The organism is Pedobacter caeni, from assembly GCF_900129215.1.
Lineage (GTDB): Bacteria > Bacteroidota > Bacteroidia > Sphingobacteriales > Sphingobacteriaceae > Pedobacter > Pedobacter caeni.
This window is the reverse complement of the sequence record NZ_FQUQ01000003.1, coordinates 1,066,836-1,082,791: the sequence shown is the minus strand read 5'-3', so window position 1 is coordinate 1,082,791 and position 15,956 is coordinate 1,066,836. Positions and strand designations below refer to the sequence as shown.

Annotated in this window: 11 protein-coding genes; 3 read left to right on the top strand and 8 right to left on the bottom strand. The window is 41.0% G+C overall.

Annotated elements, in window-relative coordinates; all coding sequences use genetic code 11:
• From BUC20_RS19210 to BUC20_RS19190, 5 genes are all read right to left on the bottom strand, one after another.
• Nucleotides 1-1,197 (bottom strand): hypothetical protein, encoded by a 1,197-nt coding sequence (locus tag BUC20_RS19210; RefSeq protein WP_073232641.1) that lies wholly within the window; start codon nucleotides 1,195-1,197, stop codon nucleotides 1-3.
• A 7-nt stretch (nucleotides 1,198-1,204) separates the two neighbouring features.
• On the bottom strand, nucleotides 1,205-2,890 hold the full coding sequence (locus tag BUC20_RS19205) for a DUF4397 domain-containing protein (RefSeq protein WP_234994556.1): 1,686 nt from the start codon (nucleotides 2,888-2,890) through the stop codon (nucleotides 1,205-1,207).
• Nucleotides 2,890-6,327 (bottom strand): TonB-dependent receptor, encoded by a 3,438-nt coding sequence (locus BUC20_RS19200; RefSeq protein WP_234994555.1) that lies wholly within the window; start codon nucleotides 6,325-6,327, stop codon nucleotides 2,890-2,892. Before BUC20_RS19200 ends, BUC20_RS19205 begins: the two co-directional genes overlap by 1 nt.
• A gap of 244 nt (nucleotides 6,328-6,571) precedes the next feature.
• A complete protein-coding gene (locus BUC20_RS19195; RefSeq protein ID WP_073232639.1) occupies nucleotides 6,572-7,603 on the bottom strand; it encodes a FecR family protein in 1,032 nt (343 codons plus the stop codon).
• 211 nt (nucleotides 7,604-7,814) lie between these two features.
• Nucleotides 7,815-8,411 (bottom strand): RNA polymerase sigma-70 factor, encoded by a 597-nt coding sequence (locus tag BUC20_RS19190; RefSeq protein ID WP_073232638.1) that lies wholly within the window; start codon nucleotides 8,409-8,411, stop codon nucleotides 7,815-7,817.
• A gap of 799 nt (nucleotides 8,412-9,210) precedes the next feature.
• Here BUC20_RS19190 and BUC20_RS19180 point away from each other — a divergent pair.
• Together BUC20_RS19180 and BUC20_RS19175 are read left to right on the top strand one after the other, a co-directional pair.
• Nucleotides 9,211-9,954 (top strand): ParA family protein, encoded by a 744-nt coding sequence (locus tag BUC20_RS19180; protein WP_073232636.1) that lies wholly within the window; start codon nucleotides 9,211-9,213, stop codon nucleotides 9,952-9,954.
• A gap of 5 nt (nucleotides 9,955-9,959) precedes the next feature.
• Nucleotides 9,960-10,217 (top strand): hypothetical protein, encoded by a 258-nt coding sequence (locus BUC20_RS19175; protein WP_073232635.1) that lies wholly within the window; start codon nucleotides 9,960-9,962, stop codon nucleotides 10,215-10,217.
• A gap of 60 nt (nucleotides 10,218-10,277) precedes the next feature.
• On the opposite strand, the gene BUC20_RS19170 is transcribed toward BUC20_RS19175, so the two are convergent.
• Nucleotides 10,278-10,697, bottom strand: coding sequence for a hypothetical protein (locus tag BUC20_RS19170; protein WP_073232634.1), 420 nt, complete (start codon nucleotides 10,695-10,697; stop codon nucleotides 10,278-10,280).
• A gap of 235 nt (nucleotides 10,698-10,932) precedes the next feature.
• Here BUC20_RS19170 and BUC20_RS19165 point away from each other — a divergent pair, with 235 nt between their 5' ends.
• Nucleotides 10,933-11,724 (top strand): hypothetical protein, encoded by a 792-nt coding sequence (locus BUC20_RS19165; RefSeq protein WP_073232633.1) that lies wholly within the window; start codon nucleotides 10,933-10,935, stop codon nucleotides 11,722-11,724.
• A gap of 113 nt (nucleotides 11,725-11,837) precedes the next feature.
• Here the strand turns inward: BUC20_RS19165 and BUC20_RS19160 are convergent, their stop codons facing one another.
• Both BUC20_RS19160 and BUC20_RS19155 read right to left on the bottom strand, forming a co-directional pair.
• Nucleotides 11,838-12,758, bottom strand: a complete 921-nt coding sequence (locus BUC20_RS19160; protein WP_073232632.1) for a BMA_0021/BMA_0022 family TOMM bacteriocin — start codon at nucleotides 12,756-12,758, stop codon at nucleotides 11,838-11,840.
• Between the two features lie 14 nt (nucleotides 12,759-12,772).
• Nucleotides 12,773-15,763 carry a TOMM precursor leader peptide-binding protein gene (locus BUC20_RS19155; RefSeq protein ID WP_143166845.1) on the bottom strand — a complete coding sequence of 997 codons (2,991 nt, stop codon included), beginning with the start codon at nucleotides 15,761-15,763 and terminating at the stop codon, nucleotides 12,773-12,775.
• Nucleotides 15,764-15,956 lie beyond the last annotated feature (193 nt).

Below are 15,956 nucleotides of genomic sequence, written 5' to 3'. Positions count from 1 at the left end.
TTAATAGATAGGTGGGGCATATTTTCTCTGAATCGTAGTCAGGTAAACATTACCGTTTACAATTTCAATCGTATTCACCGTTGCAAAAGAGCGGGGATTGTATTTCCCTGAATGAATGTTTATAATCATGTTCGGCAACTGTGCTCCGTTGTCATTTCCTTCCAGTTGCGATTTACCATCAACCATGCAGTTGATCGGGGCCCAGTTCCCTTCGGTATTCATGAGATAAGGTTCATATGGATTATTTGCAGGATTCATACCCAGCGCCATCAGGTCAAAACGTTGCCAGATATTGGTGTATATCCCATTTGATTTAGGATCGGCGAAGAGTGGAAAGCTGTAATACTTACTCACTTCCAGCACTTCAGAATTCCTTGTCAGCTGTCCCATAAACTTATAGGTACTGGAATAAACCGGACTCAGCATCGTTTTCTCACTTGTGAACAGCGATTGAAAAATGTTCATATTGTCCTTGATCCCATACCTCAATGAACCTGATTTTCTATTCGCTTCTTTCAGGTCGTTACTAGATTCCTGAAACCCTTTGGCACTCATGTTATAGAAATTCACGTAAACCAGTGAATCTGATAAAGAGAGCTTATGAAAATTTTCCTTTCTCAGGTAGACCCCGTTCTTCTTGGTCTGGAAATTCTTCTGCAGGATGTGTAGCGTATACACCTCTTTTGAATCCAGCATAATGGTGGTATCAATCAATACTTTTTGCTTCAAACGGGATTCCAGATTAAAGAAGGGCACATTATTTACCGGACGGAACATAAATACAATCCGGTGTTTTCCTGAAGGGATCTGCGCCCAGCTGCTCAGGTCAAAGCCGTTTAGTACAGGGCCTACCAGAACATTTTCCTTTCCCGGATATTCAGGATTTTTGTAAGAAGTGCTGCTGCCCACATGAGAAGGATATGGGGGTGCATAAGGCTCCCGCTGATCCAGAAAATCTCCTTTAATCCCTGCTTTGACCGGTATTCCGTCTTTATCCATTTCCGGATCAATCAACATGGTCAGAAAGGGAACTTCTTCATCTTTATTCTCCAGCCCGACAACATAGTTCAGGTTATTGAAGACCCTTAAATAAGCAGGATCGTCTATTTTTGCATAATCGACTTTACTGCAGCCGCTGGCAAAAAGCAGGAGGACCGCAGCGCAGAACAGTATATTTTGTAATCTTAATTGTGCCATAACGCTTCTATTTATTGTGTTTCACAATGATCATTTTTGCTTTTCCGGCACTCCCTGCGGGGGCCTTTGTGCTTCCCACCAATGCGATGGTATAAAAACCAGGTTCATGATTGGGCAATTCTCCCCTCACATACAATTCTGGTCTGGCGATGAGATTTTTGCCGGTCAGCACCGGAATGTCACTTGCCCAGGTTCCCGGAACCACTGAAGGTGAAGAACGGAAGGCCATAATCTGGTAAGGTCTGGCATCCTGGTAAGGCCTGATATATGGGGCCACCGTAGGTGCAATCCCTGGCCTCAGGTTATTCACGGCAACGGTATTAAATCCGTACAAACTGGAAAATGCCTGTGCATTATCTGTTGTCAGGGTGAGGTAAGGAACGTCCGGACAAAGGTTCAGGAAGCGAATACCGAAAGGATATTCCCGTGTAAATCGTGCTGAAGAAGCATCATCTCCCGCTTCCCCGACAAATATCCCACTCAAATCATTGGCAATGGCACTGATCATAGTTTTCCCCTCTGCATCCGGATGAACCCAGAAAGAGAAATTGGTATTGGCATCCAGCTGGAAGGATTTTGTAGCCAGAACTGCACCCGAAGCATCTACTGCCTCAATCTGATATCCACCAACAATCAGGCTTTGATACGCAGTATTTGTCGCATAATTCATCGGACCATCCAGCACTTTTCCATTGATTAACACTTTCATTCCTGTGGTACCCGGAACCGCATTTACAGCCTGAACCCTCCCATAACTCAGGTTCAAAGGTTCGGAGATGTCATTGATGATGCGGAATGCATTTTGATATCCTTTCACTGTTTCTCCAGGATTGCCATCTCTGTAAGGAATTTCAAATTCCCTTGCTGCCACCACAATGGTATAAACTCCACCAGGTGCATAGGTTTTTACCGGAGCATAAGTCAGTGTAGTACCGAATATCGTTGATGTTGCCGCATCCAAGACATCCGGTCCCGCACCAGAAATCTGAATACCATTTTGCGTCAGTACTTTTAGCTGGGCAGTACCATAAGGAAGCTCTATGTATTCCGAATACTGACCCGGAGGGATATTATTGGTTTTATCACTTACTGACGTCCCATCTGCCCAGGTCAGGCTCATTGGTCCCATCAGGTCTTCCATTCCCTGCGCAGGAAGAACCTTAGCAGACAGATTCAGGATCCTGACCTTAAAATTGGCAGGATTCGCAGGGGAAGCTACCGATCTTGGTATTTTAATAAAGGGAGGCTGCCCGGTTACCCCATATGTCTCTTTCTTCGGCAAAAGGTAATAATCCATGGCTTGCTGAGGCTCTTCGCTGACTTCCAGTTTAAGCGTATCTACCAATGGATTGTAGATTTTGGTTTCCACAAATACTTTTGCAGCACCTTTATCCAAAAGATTTTGAGGGATATACCAGGTTGTCCCTAATCTTCCGTTATCGGGAAAATAAAGTGTCCCCGGATATTGTCCTGCCCTGGGATCATTTGGTGCTCTGACCACATAATTGGTCAGGGTATCTCCATTGAGTCTTACCTGATTATAACCGGCAAGGTTGATCAGTCTTACTGTGGAATTTTTGCGGCTATCCGTTACTTTGCGGTTATCATATTGAAAATCTGTTTTATCCTTCTTGCAGGCTACAATAGCAAGCAACAGGACAAACAGCATATATTTTTTTAGTTCTTTCATCATTAAAACAAGTTATAAGTGAAACCCATCATAAATTCACTGCCACGTTTATAACCGCGGTTCAGGTATTCATTTCCATACCAGGTACCGCCAGTTCCAGGATTGGCATACACCGTTTTAACAGATGGATTCAGCAGGTTTTTCATGTAACCTTTAAAAATTACGTTCTTAAAGATCCGCTGACTGAACACAAAATCAAGGACCGGAACCGGGCGGGTATACAGATCCGGTTCACCAGTCAGATTGATCTGTACCAGGCGCTCCCCTACCATGTTAAATGTCCCGGTCAGGCTTGTTCCAGCACGTTTATTGTTATAGTTCAGCCATCCGTTAAGGGAATAAGGTGCCTGTTCAAACAGTGGACTGTTGCTCGGTGTATGTCTGTCCAGGGAACGGTTTGCTTCCAAACGTTCCGGAGATTTTTTAATCTGACTTTGAGCGAGCAGGAGGTTGGTACCGATAAAGAAATTCTGAAGCGGGTCCCAGATTCTGCCCAGGTCTTTTACAATTTCCAGCTCTAATCCCCAGACTTTACCAATATTAGGATCGTTCTCGAACCTGATGGTTGGATATTCCGGATAAGTTGCCGCCAGGCCACTCGTTTGCAGACTGAATACTTTATACAACTGGTTCTGAATCCGCTTTCCGAATAGAGACACTGCAATCACCTCCCCGTTGTTCGGGAAATACTCCCAACGGAAATCCAGGTTTTGAGTGTATTGATTGATCAGGTTTGGATTTCCTACGACCAATCCCATCTGGAAGGCATCAAATTCAAACACGTTGGTGATCTCTCTGAGTTCCGGTCTGGCCAATGTGGTATTGTATCCTGCCCTGAAATTCATTTTATCCTTAAAGTTGTAGGTCGCGTTTAAGGAATAATAAGGTTTATACCCTGTTTTATAAACAGAATTAGGGCTGATTAAAGATAAAGGAATTCTTGTTCCTCCTGCTCCGGGAGCCGTTAATGCAGGATCTAAAAATACACCTACCGTATCCACTGCAGACTGGATATTGGTAGATTCAAAACGTACCCCTCCGGTTAACCTCAGGTCTTTGGTTACTTTCAGATCGACCATTGCGTATGCGGCCTTGGTTTCAAAGAAACCGGTATAATTATTCGGGGATTTCTGACTGTTGTATAAAAATCCACCTATCGGGGCAGCTCCTTCTCCGGTTCCCGGGGCCATCGGACGAATCCCAATCACCTCCGGACTAACCAGACGGTCCAGATTCCCATCTACCCTGTACAATGGCAATGCGCCAAGAGAAGAGAAGTTAGAGCCTGGAAGAAACAGGACGTTCTCTCTGAAATCACGGTCGCGGTTCAGGTAATTGAGCCCGGTTTTAAATTCCTGTTTTTCTCCAAAGAGTTTAAAAGGAATACTGATGTCTGCTTTATAGTTGTAATTTTTCTCATCCAGATTTCTGTAACGTCGTCCGTTAGGCTCTGCCTGAATGATACCATAAGCACCAAAGCCATTTACATAACCAGATGACAACGCATATAAATGCGCTGAGTTCACCAGGTCGTTGTTCCCCATATTAGGACCAGTCGTTGGCCTGCCGTAGTAAGCTTCCCCTTTTGGCATATAATCTGCAAGGGTTACAAAACGGTAATCCGGATCATTCTGACCTGCTCTTGAAGAAGCGATATTATAACTCAACCTGGGAGCATACTCTCCTTTGAGAAATTTATGTTCTCCCTGAAGGTTAAATGTATTGAGCTTGCGGTAGGATTGTTTAAGAGAATAGATCGTACTGCGTACATCACCAGGTAATCCCGTGTATTCATAGCGCCCGAACATATTGGTTGCCTGGGTTTCTCCACCCCAGCTCCCCAGGTATTGCATGCTGACTTCATGCTGTGGGCTGAAACGGTAAGTTAAACCCAATAAAGTTCCATAATTCAGGGTTTCTGTACCGGTATTCTCTTTATAGGTCTGATATTTACCCATAAATAAGCTGTTAGGGGTAATGTAATTAGGAATATTCCTTGGGCTGCTCACTTGCGGGTTCCCTGTTACCACTCCCTGATAGATACTGTATTGCTGGATATCCCCACCAGAAATATCGGTGGTACGGCGATAATAATTCCCACCGGCAATTACACCCAGTTTATGTTTTTTAAACAAGGTATAGCTGTTTCCGAAAGTAGCAGAATACAATTGGTTCAGGGGGCTTTGTTTGTAACGTGTGGTCATCACCGGATCAAATCCCTGCATAATACCATTGATTCTTTTCACTTCCTGCTTCATCTCCGGACTGTATCCGCTGTTGGCAATCATACTCTGGATTTGTGGGAGTCCGCCTTTGTATTGTGTGGCAAGGTTTAGGAAATCAGCAGATAAGTTTTTCTTATTGATTTTATCCCCCAGGAAGCCCATATCACTATTGAAGAAACTATTGTGCTGTCCGCCAATACCAATATTGGAATTGAAACCGGATTGGATGATCACATCAAAGACCATACTGTCTGGTACAGATTTCGTTTTCAGTTCTACAATTCCGGCGGCGGCATCCGCAGGTTTATCCGGGGTTACCGTTTTATAAATCGTGATGTTGTCTAAAAGCGAGGCCGGAACCAGGTCTAAGGGAATAGAGCTGCGGTCCGGATCAGAAGAAGCCAGGCGGACACCGTTCAGTTGCCCGATCACACTTCTATCACCTAAACCACGGATGGCTACATATTTATCATCGGTGATGGTAACGCCTGAAACCCTTTGCAGCGCCTGAGTAGTGGTAATACTTCCTGTCCGTTCTATTTGAACTGCAGAAATCGCATCCTGTACAATGGCCGACTTTTTACGTTCATCCAGAACTGCAACCTCAGTATTTGTTTTCCGTCTGGCCTGAACCGTCACCTCACTAAGCTGAGTAGAAGAAGCACTTAAATTGATGTTCAGCTCTTTGGTTGCCGCATCAACTTTAATTTCCCTGCTCTGGTATCCCATATAAGAGATGACCAGAACTCCTCCGCCTTCGGGAACCGAGATTTTGAATTTACCGTTCACATCAGTAGATGCAGCGGTATTCGTTCCTTTCAGCTTTACACTTACACCGATGAGCGTTTCCCTTGTTTTCTGATCGCTCACCGTTCCGGTAATCACGATAGGAACAGGCTTGCTGTCCACCACCACATAACCTTCCACCAGTTTATATTGCAAACCGGTATTGGACAGGAGTTTGTTGATGGCTTCCCTCACACTAATCTGTGCGGCAACAAGCGTCACATTCTTCTTTTCCTTTTGCACAGATTGTTCTCTCAGAGAAAAACGGATGTTTCCCACCTTCCCGATTGCAGACAACCCCTGTGCGATGGTCACATTTTCTAACCGCAGGCTTATTTTATGATCAAGATCCTGACTCTTTACATTACTGGCCATCAGGACACTTATAAAAGTAAGCTGGGCCGCAATGAGGATAAAAGAGCATTTCATAATAAATCGAATTGAAGGATATAGTTTTAATCCTTTTTGCATATTTTTGAACATTACTGGTTTATTCGCTGCGAGGCGATGATCTGTTAAAATTCCGTAACTGTTTACAGGTACGGGTTGCTTTAAACCGTTAGGACGTCGAAATCATACGGTTTATGGACATTAATTCGTTCCCTGCCCTTCCAGGCGGGGAATGTTTGTTTGTAGACAACCTTACATAGCTTTCCTTTCCTGATTTGTGTTGTTAATTAATCGAAACATTCCGAGAGGTTATGTGATATTTAAAATGACCTGTTGCAGCCAATATTTTCATGATCTTGTTGAGCGGGACATCAGCCTGCAATACAACTGAAATCTTTTCCTTTGCTTTTCCATTGTGCTCAAAACTGATTTCTACGTTATACCAGCGTTCCAGTTCTGTGGTAATCTCTTTGAGGGATTGATTATGAAATACCAGTCGGGCGGCTTTCCATCCACTGATCTCCTCAATTTCGGTGGCAACAGTCTTAACCATCCCCTGGTCGTAGGTTATTTTTTGTCCGGGAGTCAGGATCGCCAGTGATTTACTCTTCTGCCCAGTATAGTCATCAACCCTTACTTTTCCTGTCGCCACTGCTACGGTTAATGGGCGGTTGCTGAAGGCATCAATTTTAAAGGAAGTTCCGAGTACTCTGGTTTGTACTTTCCCGGTGTGGACGATAAAAGGTTTCTTTGGATCCTGTGTAACTTCAAAGAAGGCTTCACCTTCAAGTGCGATCTCCCTGGAGTTTGTTTCAAATTGCTCAGGAAAAGTAATCCGGCTACCCGCTCCAAGATAAACAGCCGAACTATCTGGCAATACAATCCTTGAACGTTGTCCGCGGGGATTTAAAATCTCACGCATAGCGATCTGCTCCTCTACCGGAGTTTTTTTATATTGAAGGATTCCATAAGTACCCAGACTCAGAAATATGACCGCCAATATAGCGGCGTAACGCAAATAGTTGCGCTGTTTTATAGAGCGGACCATTCCCTCTTCTTCTTCCTTCTGTTGAAAACGCTGCACTTCTTCCCCTTCCAGTTTTTTATAAAACTGTTGCAGCTTTTCCTGAAGATGTGGCTGATCTGTATTTTCTACTGCTTCCAGCCCTGTCCAGCTTTCCGACAGCAGCTCGTCAAAAATTTGTTGTGTACCCGGAACCAACATCAACCTCTTTACTTCCTTCATCTCTTCAGGAGTACAATTGTGATTGAGGTATTTTCTAATCAGGGTTTTATCTTTATGCTCTGGCTCCATTCTTATTGTCCTTCATGATGTAAAACACAATTATTGAAGGACACCACCTATGGGATATGAAAAAAATATCATCACAATCTTTTATTCAGAATTTCCATAGCATTTTTACAGGTATGCTCCGGGAGGAGCTCCTATTGACCCAAGTGCAACTACAAGAAAAGTCTCGTTTTTAATTACCTGTCCGGAAGATGGAAATACAGAAAAAGAACAACTAACCCAACAACAGGCTGATCAGTACAATCAGGGTAAAGTCTGCATGCTCTTTCAATTGCTTGCGAAAAAAGCTCAGGGAAGCAACCATATAGTTTTCTACGGTGTTGACAGATAAATCAAGATTCCTGGCAATCTCCGAATAGGTCATATTCTCTTCTCTGCTCATTTCATAAACCTTTCTGCGCTGAGGACTTAACTGGTTTAACTTCTGGCGGTAAACCTGTTCCAGCTCTCTGCTGTCCAGTTCATGATCAGCAGCTCTAGAAATATGATTCAAGTCTTCTGAGACCAGTTCAAGGGATACCGTATTTAGTATCTTTTTACGGTAATGGTTATAGATGGCATTCTTTACAGAACGATAGAGGTAGGCTTTGAGGTTATCTTCGACCAGCACATCTCCTTTGGTTTTCCATAGACCGAGCATGACATCCATAGTGAGTTCTTCAGCAATCCCTGCCTCTTTTACATTTTTTAAAGCGTAGCCATAAAGTGGATCATAGTAACGCTTAAAAAGAACATTATAGGCAGAAGTATTTCCCTGACTATATTTTTCCAATAAAATTTTATCCCCTAATGATGTAATTGATTTTGACATGCTTGTATCAAAGAAACTCTTTGACGCAAAAATAGGAGCTGAAATCCGTGGGTATATTAAGGGAACATTAACTTATAAAGAAGCAATGGTAACAACAATAGGAGGTTCTAAAATACAGAGATTAATTAGCCAGATAGCTCCTGTTGATCAAAAGGGCCTCATCAGGTTGGTCTGTCAAATAAAAGAGCAGGTCAATAAGTTAAATAAAGTGTTTTCCTGTAGCAGGAAAACCAACTAACAATCTGTTTTACAGAATATTAAATCACTTAAAACAGATATCCAATCAGGGTGCATTACCCATATTTTAGCAGAAATAGTAAGTATAATGCTCATCATACTCGACAGGAAGTAGATAAAGACATCTTCTATTCTAAAACATTTTCAAGTCTATAAAACCATATCTCATTAAAAATGAGGGACAAACAACAAGAATATCAATTAAAACGAACAAATCTTTACAAGTACTGATCGAAAAAGCTACCCATGAAGACATAAAGATACTAAGATATATTGACACACTGATATACAGACTCCTGTACATATAGACATATAAAACAAGCTTAATATAAAGATGTCCTGATATGTAGATATAAATATATCTTAATCATATAGATACACTTATATACTGACACATATACATCTGAGACAATTCCAAAATACCGCTTTAAACATCAGAATTGCAATTTTAAATCACTAAATACTAATCAGATATAGAATATATACAGATATAATGAATCAAAGGAATACTCATATCAATATATCTTAGTATCATTGTGTTCTTGTATAAAGATATATTGATATGAAGATTATTGCGATAATAAACCATAAAGGTGGTACAGGGAAAACAACTTCCACCCTAAATATTGGCGCTGGATTAGCGCGTATAAAGAAGAAAACCTTACTGGTTGATATTGACCCTCAGTCGAACCTAACGGAGGGCTTAGGATTCAGGGATGTGAAAGTTTCAATCTATGACAGCATAAAAGATGATGTCGCCCTACCTATCGAATCAGTTTCAGAGTACCTGGATATCATCCCCTCTTCTCTTGATTTATTGGGAGCAGAAATTGAATTGGTTTCCAGACTTGGCAGAGAAACCATCCTTAAAAGATTGTTAAAAAGTGTAGAAGGAAAGTACGATTATGTATTGATTGACTGTGCACCGGCTCTGGGAATGCTGACCGTTAATGCATTGGTTGCAGCCGATACGGTCATGATTCCTTTAGAAGCTGAATACTTCGCTTACAGAGGGATAGACCGTTTGATCTCGATCATTTCCGACGTCAGGACACATTACAATGAAAACCTAACTATTGGTGGAGTATTCATTACTAAAATCAACCCAAGACGTGTCATCACAGAACAAATCACAGAAAGCATCAAGAAATATTTCAATGACAAACTATTTGAAACTTCTATCAGGGTTAACGTAGCATTGGTAGAGGCTCAGCTTAAGGGTGTAGATGTATTTGAATATGCACCTGTATCAAATGCAGCGGTTGATTATGCGAATCTGACTGATGAAATTGTAGAAAAAATATAAAGATTATGGCAAAGAAAAACTTAGGCGATATAGAGGACAACAACAAAAACTTAGGAGGTGTATCTGCCCTATTCAATTCTCCAATAAAGGAAGTTGCAGCCAAAGAAGAAAAAGCGGCACCAGCAGCTGAAGATGAAACGGTAACTTATCCCTTGAGACTTAAAAAGAGCTCATTAAAAGCATTAAAAATTCTGGCTGCCCAACAGGGGGTCACGGTGAAAGAGTTGATTCTTTCTGTAGTAGACAAAGCCTACGGTTTATAAACCAATCATAGACATATAGATATGCAGATGTCTATATGTCTATGATTAATGAATGTTCTTTTACTTGTCTGGCTTTCTTAAAACAAGAGGGATTTCGGGATGAGCTGAGGTGTCAACAGCAGGTTTCTGCGGTTCTGCCTGAACATCGCCAGCTCCTGAGGAGGCTGAATTATCCAAGATATAAAACCCCTTCTGATCGCCTTCCAGAATCTCTAAAAGGGCATCCCCTGTAGTGTAAACTGTGATCACCCTTCTAACTGTTCCACCCAACTCATTTTTCGCCCCATAATCCAGATCAAATTTAGCTTTGGCCGGGCCCCATTCTTCAGCTCTTTCATTATAAATCACCAGGGAGTGTGGATCCTTCAACACCTTATTAAAGTATTTTTTATACGCAATTCTTCCATTCTTAATTGAAGAAGCTTCACAACCAAATAATATTGAGGTTGCGAAGAGGAGCATTAACAGTTGTTTTTTCATTTAGCTTATTTGAATAAGTAAGATCATATCCCTATGATACAGATTAAGTCGTTGCTTAACATCTACAACCTAATTTATGATATTATTTATTAAATAAAAGCAAACACAACATAAATACAAGATCAAATATTTCGCACCAATTGTCAAATACATCATCATTCGAAACAAATGAGATACAGAAAGCCATTCGAAGTATTCTTTTAACTATGTTTGAAATAAAAACAACTTTCCATTAATGATCGTTATTAACCTATCCGACTTCCAGTTCATCACATCTAAATACGGATCAGAAAAGGGTGAAACTTATTTTGATGAAGACGAGAGCCTCGTACATAAGATTTATTCCGATCGAATTGTGTTCTCTACTAATTTTATGGATTACAGATCTTATGAAATATATCTCAAAGAAGAGACCGTCTGTATAAAAAGGATGAAAGAGGGTGACCGTAAGCCGATACCTACCGAATATGCTATTGATGGAGATGACATAGAGGAAATCGAATCATTATGGCGCAGAATGGAGCGTGAACAAATTATCCAGCCCAGGTTGAGCGACCTTGACGTCCACACAGAGCTATCAGATCTGTTTTCTTACATGTTAACCGAGACTGACGCCGAAATCATCAGCAAAAAACTCCCTTCTAAAAAGAAACCTGATCTAAATTGGATATGGAAGCAAATTGAACTGGCCTTAAGTCAGACCAACAGGTTAACCTCTTTTGAATGGAAAGAATGGGCAGAAATTGGCATTGTGGAGGTAAATGGCTTAGCTTCTATACAACAATTAAATGTGGAGATACCCTACCCAAGTCAGCAGGAAGTAGAAGACATCACTAATGCACCCGACTGGGAAGGAGCTATCTTACAATATTTCAATACCTACCTAACTCCTTTTGAGCTTAAGTTACTTGCTATTGGCACTTATTTCGACGAATATCAAACATTTGCATGTCTGCAAATGCAGAATCTCAAACTGCTAAATGCCATTGAAAAATTTGACAAACTGGGTATTAAATATAAATATTAAGTTCGTCACCCCCTCAACGCAGATGTATTTACACAACAACGAAAAATCCCGGGTGTATAGAAATCACTATATCTACACACCCGGGATCATAAAACCTCCTCAATAAGCCCTGTCTATGGGCAGGTCAAAGGATAGGCAGGACCTGTATTATTGTACCTCGATAAGGCACGCGCATTGGAATGATTCTCAGGATTAGGTTTCGCTGGAAATTGCAGGAAAATATCATTTACTTCAACTTTCTCCCAGGTTCCGCTTTCCGTGTTCCAGGTAGAATTTCCTTCTTCCGCTTTTTCAAACCGGATGTTAAATGCCCATGGATTTTTAAACGAGATAAATTCATCTCTAAGTATTGAACCTTCAGTTCCAACAGGAGTAATCGTTCTGTTCTTTTCTGTAATATATTCCAGATATCCGGGATTCATCCAGCAGAACGAAATAATACTCATTACAATAGCACCAAATCCAAAAAAGGACTCATTGCTACCACTGCCCAAGTCGTTCTGAATATTGTTCTCTATTGCCGCGTTGAAATCGGCTTTATTCAAACTGAAGGTTTTATAGTTTGTGGCCATAATCTCTTCAACACCCCCATGAGCACAAGGAATCGCGCCTGCAGTATCTGTAACTTCGTATCCATTACCAAATAAAGAGGTAAAAAGCGAATAGTAAACAGACAAGGCTTCTGCTCGCTCAGCAACATCCTCAGGGGCAGTTGGAATTTTTATAACAAAAAGATCAGATCCACCTAACCAGCCATTATTCGAATTCGGGTCATAAGGAGCATACACAGATACCGGCATTGGCAGGAGGTCTTTATCCTTTTCTACATTTTCAATGATAAACACATTTGCTCTCCAATTCAGCTTCTGCTCTTTTGGAAGAAATGATTTAAAAACCACATTGTCAAGGACGTTAATCCACTTAAGATTTGGTATGCTGATGATTTCTTTCAAAAAATCCTCATCTTTCCAGCCACGGGCAATACATTGCAGATAGGCTGTACGAAAAGCCATTAATTCGGAAGTTAAGTTCATTGTTTTTTTTTATGTTAAAGAAATAGTTCTTGTTGATTTAATTCTGATTCTACTAATTTCACTGTTTGCCAGGAGAGCTTTACCGGAAGCTCAAACAGCCGGCTGTTACCAAGTTCCGGCCAGATAAAAACCAAACCCGGAATAATCACTTTGACGGTATACAAAGGTGTAGCTGGCCTTGTCGTGTTGACCACAAAAAGATCAAATCCCAATCCAGCCGTTTGCCTCATACAATATTCTATATCCTCCTTAATGTCAGGGCAGATCGCAATGTCATCATCTTTAAACACTTTAGGCTTGATCGCTACTGCAGGATATAAAAATGGCTGATCTTCTATTTTATTGAACTTAAAAGCTGTTTTATGCCCGTTGTTAATCACAATAATCTGGTACAACTCCGTTAACGCTCTCGTACAGGCAATAGCCATCTCCGGATGAGCACCAAAGCCCAGCCGGAATTCAGCGCTTATTTTATTCTTTCCAACAGCCACCACCACAGGAATTTCAAAATCATGGGTCAGATCCAATATCCAATAGTTCCAATTTTCATCAAGCGCATTTCTGATTTTACCCAGCACATCCGGGTTCAGACCATCTATGCAAACCGATGGCCTGGAAATACGGTTGTACCACCATATCGCTACTGCATCCCGTTCTATCAGCTCTAAGAACCCTTGCAGAACAGCTTCTTCAAGCGTATTCCCAGCCGCACATCCATTGGAATCAAAACGCATATAAACCTCATCCCGATAGGGTGTATTGCTATAACAAAAGGTAAATGGGAAATATGCTTTTTTCTGATTCAATAAAGAATAGGCAGGTGTCCAGTGTAATACCATGTCTCTGGCCATTTCTTTAACCGCTTGCCTGCCATTTAAATCCTTGGCAAACCGCTCCAACTGATGTTGGCTATAACGCTTTAACTGTTCTGGAAAAAACGCTTTTGCATCCAGTTGTTCTCCCTTACCCGATACACATTCCTCTGTACCATCATACATTGCGTTGTATCTTTCTATCGCTTCCGATAAGGCACTTACTTTTGATTGTTCCTTTGAAATTCCTTTTCCTAAAGAATACTGAATAAAGTCGTCACTTGTTAATAAGCCCTCCTTCTGAGGAACTTTTGAAAAAACTGTTGAATAAATATTAAGCGCAGCATCATCTCCAGTCAGACAATTAACCGGATGTACAATTCCGGTTACAGCACTTATAACAGATTCCAGATTTTTCAGGGTCTGTTCAGGAGCAATGGTACGATAGCCACCATCATTTGTGTTTATCTTAGGCCTTGAGTTAAAAACAAAAGCCGACTGCTTGTTCCCGACCGGCACATACTGATCACACGCCATACCCTTGCATTGAGGGCTGACCGGATGCGCTTCTATTTTTGCAGTCATGACATCCATAGCCATCATTACAGAGGGCCTTCCAGCTAACATTTCATTTAATAAGTTAGCAAGAACAGTCCTGTATTTAAGAAACTGATCAATAGAAAAGACAACAGGAATTACCATCGGTATAGCCGGGTCTTTACTGCCCCATTTACGAACAGGTTGATTTCTCCAGAGCTGTATGGAAAGACAGTTATAACCTATCGTTTTCGAAGTTGAGGCAAAGAATACAGGTCCCAGCAGCATTTGTTCACCACTCAGCTTAATGAGCACCCATTGCTTCATTTGATTTAAAAAAAACTCCTCTACCCTATTCAAACGAGGATCCAGAGGGTCATCTGTAAACACAAAAAGTGTTGGAATACCTGCTGAGATTTCTTTAATAAAATCCACTAACAACGTTGTTTCCTGAACCTCAGTAAACAATAACAGCTGATGCACTCCAACTGAAATTTCTTTGGGATTTGAGGAGAAATCAGACAATAGAAGAACTTCATCCGGTTCTTCTTCCAGCAACACTCCGGCTTCCAGAAACAAATTCACACCATACACAGCTGAAACCTCTTCCTGTATATTGCTATAAAGTTTATTCCTGCCTGACAAAAAAGAAACCACCAGATCATACTCCTGTTGTGAACATATAAAATGATCTGTTTCGGCCAGAAAAAGATAATTGCCACCGGCTGCTGCCTGCCGGGTGTATCTTTTATTCCAAAATAGGGGTTTATCAAAATAATAAAAATCCGTCCTTTCATCTTCCTCCCCAAAAGCCAGTAAGGTGATTTCATAAGGTGTCTCCCCGTTATTCTGACTTTTAAAATCAGCTTCAGCATTTGCATAAGCGATAGAATTGCCTGCTAAAGTATTATAACTACCTATTATTTTGCTTCCGGCAACAACAGCAGTAATTGCACTGGCATTCTTAAACCCCGCCTGAAAATCTACCTTCTTAACACTTCTGCTGTTAATAATGGTTCCATCGTAGGAATAATCCGGATGGCAATAATCAAATAAGATCTTCACTTTTGTAGTTTTCGATCTCAGCTTCTGCCCTATATTATAAAGTAATTTTTCAAGCTTATCCTGGGTTAAATAGGGAGATACCCCTTCCATAATCAGGAATACCGGCCGATCCTCATCACACTCCAGTTCGTCAAGCCAATTTGCATTTTCGATATCATCGCAAACTTTATTGCTGATATTCGGATCTTCAGCATAAAGCACATTTCGAATCTCAATAACATGCTTTAAGTCAATATTAATCCATTTGGTTTCTTTTGTATCATGCTGTAGCCGGTTCGCACGGGAACAGAGTCCACAACCTAAACTCAGCACAGTTGCCTCCGGGCTTTGCCTTAAAAAAGTTCTGGTTACCTGATCAAATATCTTGGCCCTTTCTGTAATGGAAAAGATAAAATCTCTATCCGTTTTATCAATTGGAATAGCGACGTTAATCTCTTTTTTTATGGCTACAGAATAAGGGTCAGAGAACTCAAACTCAGGATAAAACAAGGTCGCTAAAGCTCTTGCCTCCAACGTATACAGCATAGAGTAAGACATCGACTCCAATAATTCAATCTTATCGGAAACGACATTGTGAGTGCCCTTAATCAAATCGTATTAATTTTATGAATATTGCTTTCCTATTTAGTAATTCTTCTTTATAAAAATACGCTTTATTTTCTTCACAAAGTACAAGGAAACATCAATTTTCTCCATTATACAATCCACAAGTTCTTTTTTTTGATTTCTGGATAGTTGAGAATTCCTGTTAGTAAGCCATTTTATGGCCCTTTTGCCAGTTGTT

Coding starts and splice junctions, on each gene's coding strand:
- BUC20_RS19210 (WP_073232641.1), bottom strand. CDS start 1,197: ATGGCACAATTAAGATTACAAAATATACTGTTCTGCGCTGCGGTCCTC.
- BUC20_RS19205 (WP_234994556.1), bottom strand. CDS start 2,890: ATGATGAAAGAACTAAAAAAATATATGCTGTTTGTCCTGTTGCTTGCT.
- BUC20_RS19200 (WP_234994555.1), bottom strand. CDS start 6,327: ATGAAATGCTCTTTTATCCTCATTGCGGCCCAGCTTACTTTTATAAGT.
- BUC20_RS19195 (WP_073232639.1), bottom strand. CDS start 7,603: ATGGAGCCAGAGCATAAAGATAAAACCCTGATTAGAAAATACCTCAAT.
- BUC20_RS19190 (WP_073232638.1), bottom strand. CDS start 8,411: ATGTCAAAATCAATTACATCATTAGGGGATAAAATTTTATTGGAAAAA.
- BUC20_RS19180 (WP_073232636.1), top strand. CDS start 9,211: ATGAAGATTATTGCGATAATAAACCATAAAGGTGGTACAGGGAAAACA.
- BUC20_RS19175 (WP_073232635.1), top strand. CDS start 9,960: ATGGCAAAGAAAAACTTAGGCGATATAGAGGACAACAACAAAAACTTA.
- BUC20_RS19170 (WP_073232634.1), bottom strand. CDS start 10,697: ATGAAAAAACAACTGTTAATGCTCCTCTTCGCAACCTCAATATTATTT.
- BUC20_RS19165 (WP_073232633.1), top strand. CDS start 10,933: ATGATCGTTATTAACCTATCCGACTTCCAGTTCATCACATCTAAATAC.
- BUC20_RS19160 (WP_073232632.1), bottom strand. CDS start 12,758: ATGAACTTAACTTCCGAATTAATGGCTTTTCGTACAGCCTATCTGCAA.